Source organism: Pseudanabaena sp. CCNP1317 (genome assembly GCF_034931345.1).
GTDB lineage: Bacteria > Cyanobacteriota > Cyanobacteriia > Pseudanabaenales > Pseudanabaenaceae > Pseudanabaena > Pseudanabaena galeata.
This window is the reverse complement of sequence record NZ_JAYGIF010000171.1, coordinates 1-7,476: the sequence shown is the minus strand read 5'-3', so window position 1 is coordinate 7,476 and position 7,476 is coordinate 1. Positions and strand designations below refer to the sequence as shown.

Sequence of the window (7,476 nt, the reverse complement as noted above, 5' to 3'; positions counted from 1 at the left end):
TTTCAGGATGCTATTTCTTCATGTATTGAGAACGCTCATATTAACCATAAAAAAGAACTGCTATCGCTACTCACTCTCCGTTTCCAAAATCTCAAAAAAGCTCAGATTATACCCGTTTAAAGTATAGAGTGCAGTAAAGATTAGTTTCAAGGATGCGGCTTGCCTTTTGAAAAAGCTCTGGATTATGTTCTTGTGTACTATCAATCCAGCTATTATCTGCGGTTGGTAATTCCATGATGAGGGAGAGGAACGGATTCAGTAATTTAAGTTTAATTAATATCATATTCACATGATTTATAGGGAATAATGAGATATGCCCTCTCTCATCCCATCTCTCAACAGTTGCATCGCCCGAATGACATCAGGTGAAAAGCGCTTTGCGGTGAGATTAGAGCAGAAACTAGATGACGATTATCTAGTCTGGTATGACGTACCCATAGGCAAAAAGCAACTGCACCCCGATTTCATTGTCTTGCACCCGTTGCGCGGATTACTGGTACTAGAGGTCAAAGACTGGAAAATCGACACGATCAAAAATGTCACTCGAGCCAATTGGACGATCGCCGATCGCCATACCAGCGAACCCAAGCAAGTCAAAAATCCCCTAGAACAAGCCCGAAACTATGTGCTTCATGCAGTCAAGCTCTTAGAACGTGATGCCGATCTTGTCCATGCGATCGCAAGTGTCCACGCTGGCAAATGCATCGTTCCCTATGGCTATGGTGTTGTGTTTACCAATATCACAAGGGCAGTCTTTGACAAGCAAGGCTTAGGCGAAGTCATAGAGTCAAACTTAGTCATTTGCCAAGATGAGATGTATGACAGTGTTGACCGAGGCGATTTTCAACAAAGACTATGGGATATGTTTCCCTACCATTTTGATCGCACCCTAAGCCCGCATCAAGTTAATCGTATCCGTTGGCATATTTTCCCAGACATTGCGATTCAACCGTCGCTGTTGCCAGAACCTAAAGAGGATGAAGTAATTACACCTGTAGCGATCGCACCTGACCTGATTAAAATCATGGACTTGCAGCAGGAGCAACTAGCGCGAAGTTTGCGGGGTGGACATCGGGTTATTCATGGTGTGGCGGGAAGTGGCAAAACTTTAATCTTGGTTTACCGTTGCCAATTTTTGGCAGAGAAAAGCGACAAGCCGATCTTGGTACTGTGCTACAACATCTCGCTAGCATCGAGGCTGCGGCAAATGCTTAGAGAGAAAGGCATTGCTGAGACTAAGGTATCAGTGCAGCATTTTCATAGCTGGTGTGCGGAAATGTTGCGACTGTACCAATTACCTTTACCCGATCGGACCAAGCATCGAGGGGGAGGATTTTTTGAGCAATTGGTTAACCAAGTGGTTCTAGGGGTAAATGAAGAGAAAATACCCAAGGGCAAATATGGGGCGGTACTTTTGGATGAAGGGCATGATTTTCAACCAACTTGGTTCAATCTGATTGTGCAGATGGTTGACTCAGACACTAATTCATTACTTGTACTCTATGACGATGCTCAGAGCATTTATGAGAGGCGAGAAAGAGGAAGATTTAGTTTTGCCAGTGTGGGCATAAAGGCACAGGGACGGACGACTATTCTCAAACTCAATTACCGCAATACCGAAGAGATTTTGAGCTTTGCCTACGAGTTCGCCAAGAACATCATGCAACCCACCGAGGACAGCGAAGAAGATAGTCCCGTTCTCATCAAGCCGCAGAGTGTGGGCAGGCATGGAGCAAAGCCAACTTTTACAAGATTGTCTAGTTTCTCAGCAGAGACAAAACATATCTGCGATCGCATAGGGGAATATCGCGATCGCGGGATTGCTTGGAATGACATGGCAATTATTTATCGTTCGGACTTCATGGGGCGATCGCTAAGCCGTGCTTTGAAAGATGTCGGTATACCTGTGGAATGGCTAAACGAAGACAGTAACAGCAAGCGTTACCACCCAGAAGCGCAAAGCGTGAAACTCCTGACAATGCACAGTAGCAAAGGTCTGGAGTTTCCTGTGGTGTTTATTGCGGGTGTGGGATTTATGCCAAATCAGTCTCAGGCGATCGCGGATGAGGCGAGGTTGTTGTATGTGGCGATGACTAGGGCTACTGAGTTTTTAGAATTGTCTTGCGATCGGGATTCGGTGTTTGTGAAGAGATTGGAGAGGGTGCTTTAGGGAGAGCTTTTACTCTAGATAAATAAAATTAAAGCCTGTGTTGTTTGCTAAAGGCTTTAATCCAAACCTTGTACTCAGTTATTTCAAATTATTATGAACAGGTTTACGGCTTTATCATTGATTATCTATCAAACAATACTATCTCTTTGAGATATAACCTTAATAATCGACCATGTAAAACTAGAAACTTCAGGAAATCATGAGTGGACTCGGCGGCTTAAATAAAACCCCTAATGGCGTAGTGATAGGGATGGTACAACTTCAATTACCAACAGTTGTCACCAAACAAGACTTAGCTGCTCAAACTCAACGTATTTGTGAGATGGTCGCCAAAGCAAGGCGAAATATGGCAACTATGGATCTAGTTGTATTCCCTGAATATTCTTTGCATGGTCTGTCGATGGATACCAATCCAGAGATCATGTGTAGCTTAGATGGGGCAGAAGTAGCAGCCTTTAAGCAAGCTTGTATTGACAATAATATTTGGGGTTGCTTCTCATTGATGGAATATAATCCTCAAGGTAATCCCTATAACAGTGGAATTATTATTGATAATCAAGGCGAATTGAAACTTTACTATCGCAAACTACATCCTTGGGTTCCTGTTGAACCTTGGGAACCTGGGGATATCGGAATCCCAGTTTGTGAAGGCCCGAATGGCAGTACGATCGCACTGATTATTTGTCATGATGGTATGTTTCCTGAAATGGCGCGGGAATGTGCCTACAAAGGTGCAGAAATCATGATTCGTACTGCTGGCTATACGGCTCCAATTCGTCATTCTTGGCAGATTACTAATCAATCGAATGCTTTCTGTAACCTGATGGTGACGGCTTCGGTCTGTATGTGTGGCTCTGATGGCAGCTTTGATTCTATGGGGGAAGGGATGATTGTTAACTTTGATGGTCAGCCCTTGGTGATGGGTAGTCACCGTCCTGATGAGATTATTACTGCTGAAGTTCGACCTGATCTAGTCCGTGAAGCTCGTAAACATTGGGGTGTAGAAAATAATATTTACCAATTTGGGCATCGAGGTTATGTGGCTGTCAAAGGTGGCGCTCAAGACTGTCCTTATACATATATGCAGGATATGGTAAAGGGCAAGTATTCTCTACCTTGGGAAGAAGAAGTCATCCATAAAGATGGAACTTCCTGCGGATTTCCCGTGCCTGAGCGGACATATAGCAATCCGAAATAAGTTGGATGAGGCTTCGATTTCACCGTTTACCTTATGCCGAGAGAAGTCGAAGCCTTCATCTAACAAAGCGTTTGTCAATAGGATTGTGCCAAAGGAAAAGGTTAGAAAGGAAAGCGATCGCCTCTTAACCCAGTCACTCAAGCGCTATGATCTTGGCAAATTCCCCTAGAACATCATGCGATCGCCAATAGCATTATTTCTAACAGCATTATTTGTTGTTGGTTGTAGCCAGTCTCCTACCATAGCAACAACCCCGACTCCAAAACAGCCCACGCACACGCTCGACAATGACTATGGCAACCCCAATTTAAAGCTAGGTAATCCAAGCAAAGCCAGTCCTGATATTGCCAATGTCGATAACTATTTGATGCTCAAGCCTCAGTATGTGTTGAGCTATAGCAAAAGTCGCAATCTAGCAAACTGGGCATCGTGGCAACTCAATAAATCATGGATGGGTGATGCGAAGCGACAAAACAATTTCCGTCCTGACGGCACTTTGACGAAGGGATGGTATAAGGTCGTAACCAGAGACTACACAGGCTCAGGATTCGATCGCGGACACTTGGTAAATTCGGAAGATCGTGGTCAGTCAGTAGAAACTAACTCATCTACTTTTTTGATGACGAATATCATCCCCCAAGCTCCTGATAACAATCAGGGTGTGTGGGTACAGCTAGAAGAGTTTTCTCGCGACTTGGCAAGGGAAGGCAAAGAGCTTTACATCGTTGCGGGTGGACATGGCACAGGTGGCGAGGGCAAGAATGGGGCAGCATCAAAGTTGAAGGGCAAGATTGCTGTTCCTTCCACCATGTGGAAAGTAATCTTGGTATTAGACGATCCCGCCAAAGGTTTAGCAGGTGTTAATGCCAATACTAGGACTATCGCAGTGATTATGCCGAACAAACAAGGTCGTGATGGTAAGTGGCAAGATTTTTGTGCAACTGTTGGCGACATTGAGAAACTAACGGGCTATGACTTCTTTAGCAACATACCGCCCGACATTCAAAAAACAATTGAGTCAAAGAAAGGTTGTTAGGTTTCGATTACCGTAGTTTTTAGCCCTACGACATCCGCACCGATCGCACCAACGATATAAACATCAATCTCGATTTTGCCAAGGCGAAAAACTTGGACATTTTCTAAAGTGGCGATCGCAGCTTGTAGATCGCGAAACCTTTGGGTGATCGCCCGATCTTCATCTTCAAACCAATCTTCATCGGTGACAACGGGCGCAAAGAAATCTTCTAGGGTAATAGATTCAATAGCTGTGTCCGCAGGTTTTTGCGATCGCGTGAGGATAGTTTCAGGGGAGATGGTTGCTGATTCCCATGTAAACGGTTCTAGTGGATAGTCGGATTCACTAGGAAAGAGTAAGCCTTCGGCAAGTTGGGAAAGGCGATCTGTTAGTTCTTTGGGAGTCATCGGTAAAGCCTAAATTTGGTTGCTATGACCATACTGTAATTGTTGGATCGCTAACCGTTACAAACTGCGATCGCAACTGGATCGGATAGCGTGACATTGCTATGCTATTTGTCAAATCTCCCTACATGAATGTCATGGCAAACCTTATTGAGTCAATAAAGCAGTCAGAATCAATTCAGGTTTTAGCCCGTAGATTTGTCACTTATCTTGTCTTGTCAGCAATTTTTATACTATTAGGGCTGGGAATAGGCGTTAACGGTGAAGTTGTGCGGCGGCAGATAACCTCGAACTCTCACCGATAACCTCTGTTCCGTCCGCACCAACGCATTGTTAGCTGACCTTTCTAACTGCCATAATGTCTTTCTCAATGCTTTTAACAACAAAAGGAGATATCTTTGCATGTCTAGGAACAGGAGTAATTCCCTTCGACTGAGGATGCTGCCAAATTTCGTGTTCACCTCCTTCTCTAATTTTTGCAAATCCTTCTCTTTGTAATAACTGGATGATTTCTGATTTTGACAACTCAGCAAATTTAACTAAAGAAAAATTTGATTTATGATTAAAATTTTCTTGGGCTTTGGCTTCAAAATTAAGAATCGAATCCTCAAAGGAGGAGCTATATTCATTAGCAGCAGAAGTCAGGATTTTGTAAACTGGTTCAACAAGACTGAGAGTTTTGATATTTCTTATCTTGACTTGGTAATCTTTAATGTAATGTGACTTCTCAAGCCTTTCTTTAATCTTCTTTTCCAGATTATCAATCTTAATTGATCCATGTTTGCTAGCCATATTTTCAGTGGACGTAATAATTGAGTAATAAATAGATTTTATGTACTCATAAATATTTCTGTCAGTCTTGTTAGGCAAGATAATAACTATACGAGAGCTATCAAAACTTGCCCAAAGAATAATCACTGGTAATTCAGATAAGTCAATCCCAAACCCTTTAGCAGCAATCCGAGCCGCTTCATGTGCCTGTTTTTTGCCACAAAAGAGAGTAGATAGCCAGTCATTACTATCTGCCATGTAAGCATCAACATCTTCATCTTCTGCTCCTAACTCTTGCAAAAAAGCTCTTATTCTCTTGTGAGCGGGTTTTAAAATTTCTTCTATGTGTACATGATTAGAACGCAAGAACTTAATGTTTGGAGTATAAGGCAAGTAAATATTATGAGTACGACCTGTTTGATTATGTAGCCACCAAGCGAGTTGAGGATTTTGATCGCTTAATGCAATATCCCATTCATCCAATTCACAGTCATGCAAAAGAAGTGAAGATGACCATATTTCACTGTAATGCTGCCTCAAACAAGAAATAAATCCAGAAACGGCAAAATAAGAAAGGTCAGGAATTGGAATCATTTTTGAGTTTAGGCTTAGAGCTTAATATATGGTCACGAGATTTTACGGTCTCATGATAAGAGCTTGCTAACGATAGATTTAAGTAGCCAGCTAACTATGTATTAGACAGAAATTTTCTGTCTAATTTTACTATAGGGGATATAGGCTGAAAGTCAAGATTCGACCTAATCATCTTATAAGGTATGTTATACAGAAAAATTCTGGCTAACACACCAAGTAGAAAAGTTCTGCATAACTTACCTACTTGGTGTGTTAGCCCAACAGTACAGCGTATTATTTAGATTAGTTCCTTTGTAACTGACATTCCGCACTTCTTAACATACTTGCAAATTTCTTAACATAGGCAAAAGTCTTTTTACGAAAATCTGTCATTCTAGGACTCTAATCCAAAAAATATTTTCAATTGTTAACCCCTATTGAGAAAATTGAATTGAATAACGGTAATAATTTATCGAGCATCTTGTTCCGTTCTCAATCGATTGAAGTTGTGAAAAAGTAGTTTTCGCGATCGCATAGAGGATTTCTCAACACGACAAACCACTGTAAATATTTACACCCGTTCTAGTGGAAAAACGAAAATTAACATTTTCCACTAGAACCATGATCGCCTAACGTTGCAAAATCATGCCCAAAATACCCGACTGCGATCGCTGCATCAACAATGCCCACAGCAACTACCTAGTCTGTGCCATCCATCCCGACGGTGTTGATGGGGACTCATGCTCAGACTTTGCGGATGACGGTCAGGAGCTATGGTGTCCCAATGGTTTTACGTTTATTGATGGTCATCTTGTGAAATTGCCAATAACCTATGAAACCGAGCATCAGCCAAGGTTAACCAGAGCGCAGCAGTATCGAATTTTAATGACGCATCCTGTATTTACGGGTATGTGTCCGCAATGCCGATATCAATATCCAAGCGATCGCGTTGATTGGAATTGTCCGATATGTGGATGGGATGATTAATCTATTTCCACTAGAACCATAAGGCGATCGCATTGTATAAAGTTTCTATCCAAAGCCCAAAACCCTAATGATATTGTTGCTTCGCGTCCGAGCCTGTGCTGTTGCCGTGCGATCGCTCTTGAGTTTTTGAAATGGTCTAATAATGGCGATCGCACCGCAACAAAGGCACAAAGAAGCACATCGCTAACCGCAGATCTTCCTGTTGCACCCAAGATCTACGATCGCGACGTGCTAGCCTGTATTATTCACGAGATGGGAAAGAGAAACGAAATCCAAGCAAAAACAGATCGTTAAGTTAAGAATGGAGAGATTTGCATCAATTAAAAGAAGAAAAAGCAACAGAAACAAGAATTAATGG

The 7,476-nt window shown here is 42.3% G+C and carries 9 protein-coding genes; 6 read left to right on the top strand and 3 right to left on the bottom strand.

Translation table 11 applies throughout. The features are described from left to right. Positions 1-106: 106 nt before the first annotated feature. Positions 107-289, bottom strand: a complete 183-nt coding sequence (locus VB775_RS26120) for a hypothetical protein (protein ID WP_323217156.1) — start codon at positions 287-289, stop codon at positions 107-109. Positions 290-313: 24 nt separating this feature from the next. Between VB775_RS26120 and VB775_RS26115 the strand changes: the two genes are divergently transcribed. From VB775_RS26115 to VB775_RS26105, 3 genes are all read left to right on the top strand, one after another. Beyond that, entirely contained in the window at positions 314-2,170 is a 1,857-nt protein-coding gene (locus tag VB775_RS26115; protein WP_281008884.1) for a 3'-5' exonuclease, read from the top strand. A 199-nt stretch (positions 2,171-2,369) separates the two neighbouring features. Then, positions 2,370-3,368 (top strand): formamidase, encoded by a 999-nt coding sequence (locus VB775_RS26110; protein WP_281008885.1) that lies wholly within the window; start codon positions 2,370-2,372, stop codon positions 3,366-3,368. Between the two features lie 175 nt (positions 3,369-3,543). Next, a complete protein-coding gene (locus VB775_RS26105) occupies positions 3,544-4,404 on the top strand; it encodes a DNA/RNA non-specific endonuclease (protein ID WP_281008886.1) in 861 nt (286 codons plus the stop codon). Here VB775_RS26105 and VB775_RS26100 read toward each other — a convergent pair. Next, positions 4,401-4,790, bottom strand: a complete 390-nt coding sequence (locus tag VB775_RS26100; RefSeq protein ID WP_281008887.1) for a nuclease A inhibitor family protein — start codon at positions 4,788-4,790, stop codon at positions 4,401-4,403. The two genes, VB775_RS26105 and VB775_RS26100, sit on opposite strands and share 4 nt — an antisense overlap. Before the next feature lie 134 nt (positions 4,791-4,924). On the opposite strand from VB775_RS26100, the gene VB775_RS26095 reads away from it, so the two are divergent. Further along, positions 4,925-5,092 (top strand): hypothetical protein, encoded by a 168-nt coding sequence (locus tag VB775_RS26095; RefSeq protein WP_281008888.1) that lies wholly within the window; start codon positions 4,925-4,927, stop codon positions 5,090-5,092. Positions 5,093-5,120: 28 nt separating this feature from the next. Here VB775_RS26095 and VB775_RS26090 read toward each other — a convergent pair whose 3' ends face one another. Then, on the bottom strand, positions 5,121-6,152 hold the full coding sequence (locus VB775_RS26090) for a type II toxin-antitoxin system HicA family toxin (protein ID WP_281008889.1): 1,032 nt from the start codon (positions 6,150-6,152) through the stop codon (positions 5,121-5,123). A gap of 624 nt (positions 6,153-6,776) precedes the next feature. On the opposite strand from VB775_RS26090, the gene VB775_RS26085 reads away from it, so the two are divergent. Then, positions 6,777-7,118 (top strand): hypothetical protein, encoded by a 342-nt coding sequence (locus VB775_RS26085; protein WP_281008890.1) that lies wholly within the window; start codon positions 6,777-6,779, stop codon positions 7,116-7,118. 126 nt (positions 7,119-7,244) lie between these two features. Continuing rightward, the gene (locus tag VB775_RS26080; protein ID WP_323217151.1) at positions 7,245-7,412 is read left to right on the top strand and encodes a hypothetical protein; all 168 of its coding nucleotides are present in this window, start codon (positions 7,245-7,247) and stop codon (positions 7,410-7,412) included. Positions 7,413-7,476 lie beyond the last annotated feature (64 nt).

What these genes read in the sequence shown, in the direction of transcription:
- VB775_RS26115 (WP_281008884.1), top strand. Translation starts at nt 314, where the DNA reads ATGCCCTCTCTCATCCCATCTCTCAACAGTTGCATCGCCCGAATGACA.
- VB775_RS26110 (WP_281008885.1), top strand. Translation starts at nt 2,370, where the DNA reads ATGAGTGGACTCGGCGGCTTAAATAAAACCCCTAATGGCGTAGTGATA.
- VB775_RS26105 (WP_281008886.1), top strand. Translation starts at nt 3,544, where the DNA reads ATGCGATCGCCAATAGCATTATTTCTAACAGCATTATTTGTTGTTGGT.
- VB775_RS26100 (WP_281008887.1), bottom strand. Translation starts at nt 4,790, where the DNA reads ATGACTCCCAAAGAACTAACAGATCGCCTTTCCCAACTTGCCGAAGGC.
- VB775_RS26095 (WP_281008888.1), top strand. Translation starts at nt 4,925, where the DNA reads ATGGCAAACCTTATTGAGTCAATAAAGCAGTCAGAATCAATTCAGGTT.
- VB775_RS26090 (WP_281008889.1), bottom strand. Translation starts at nt 6,152, where the DNA reads ATGATTCCAATTCCTGACCTTTCTTATTTTGCCGTTTCTGGATTTATT.
- VB775_RS26085 (WP_281008890.1), top strand. Translation starts at nt 6,777, where the DNA reads ATGCCCAAAATACCCGACTGCGATCGCTGCATCAACAATGCCCACAGC.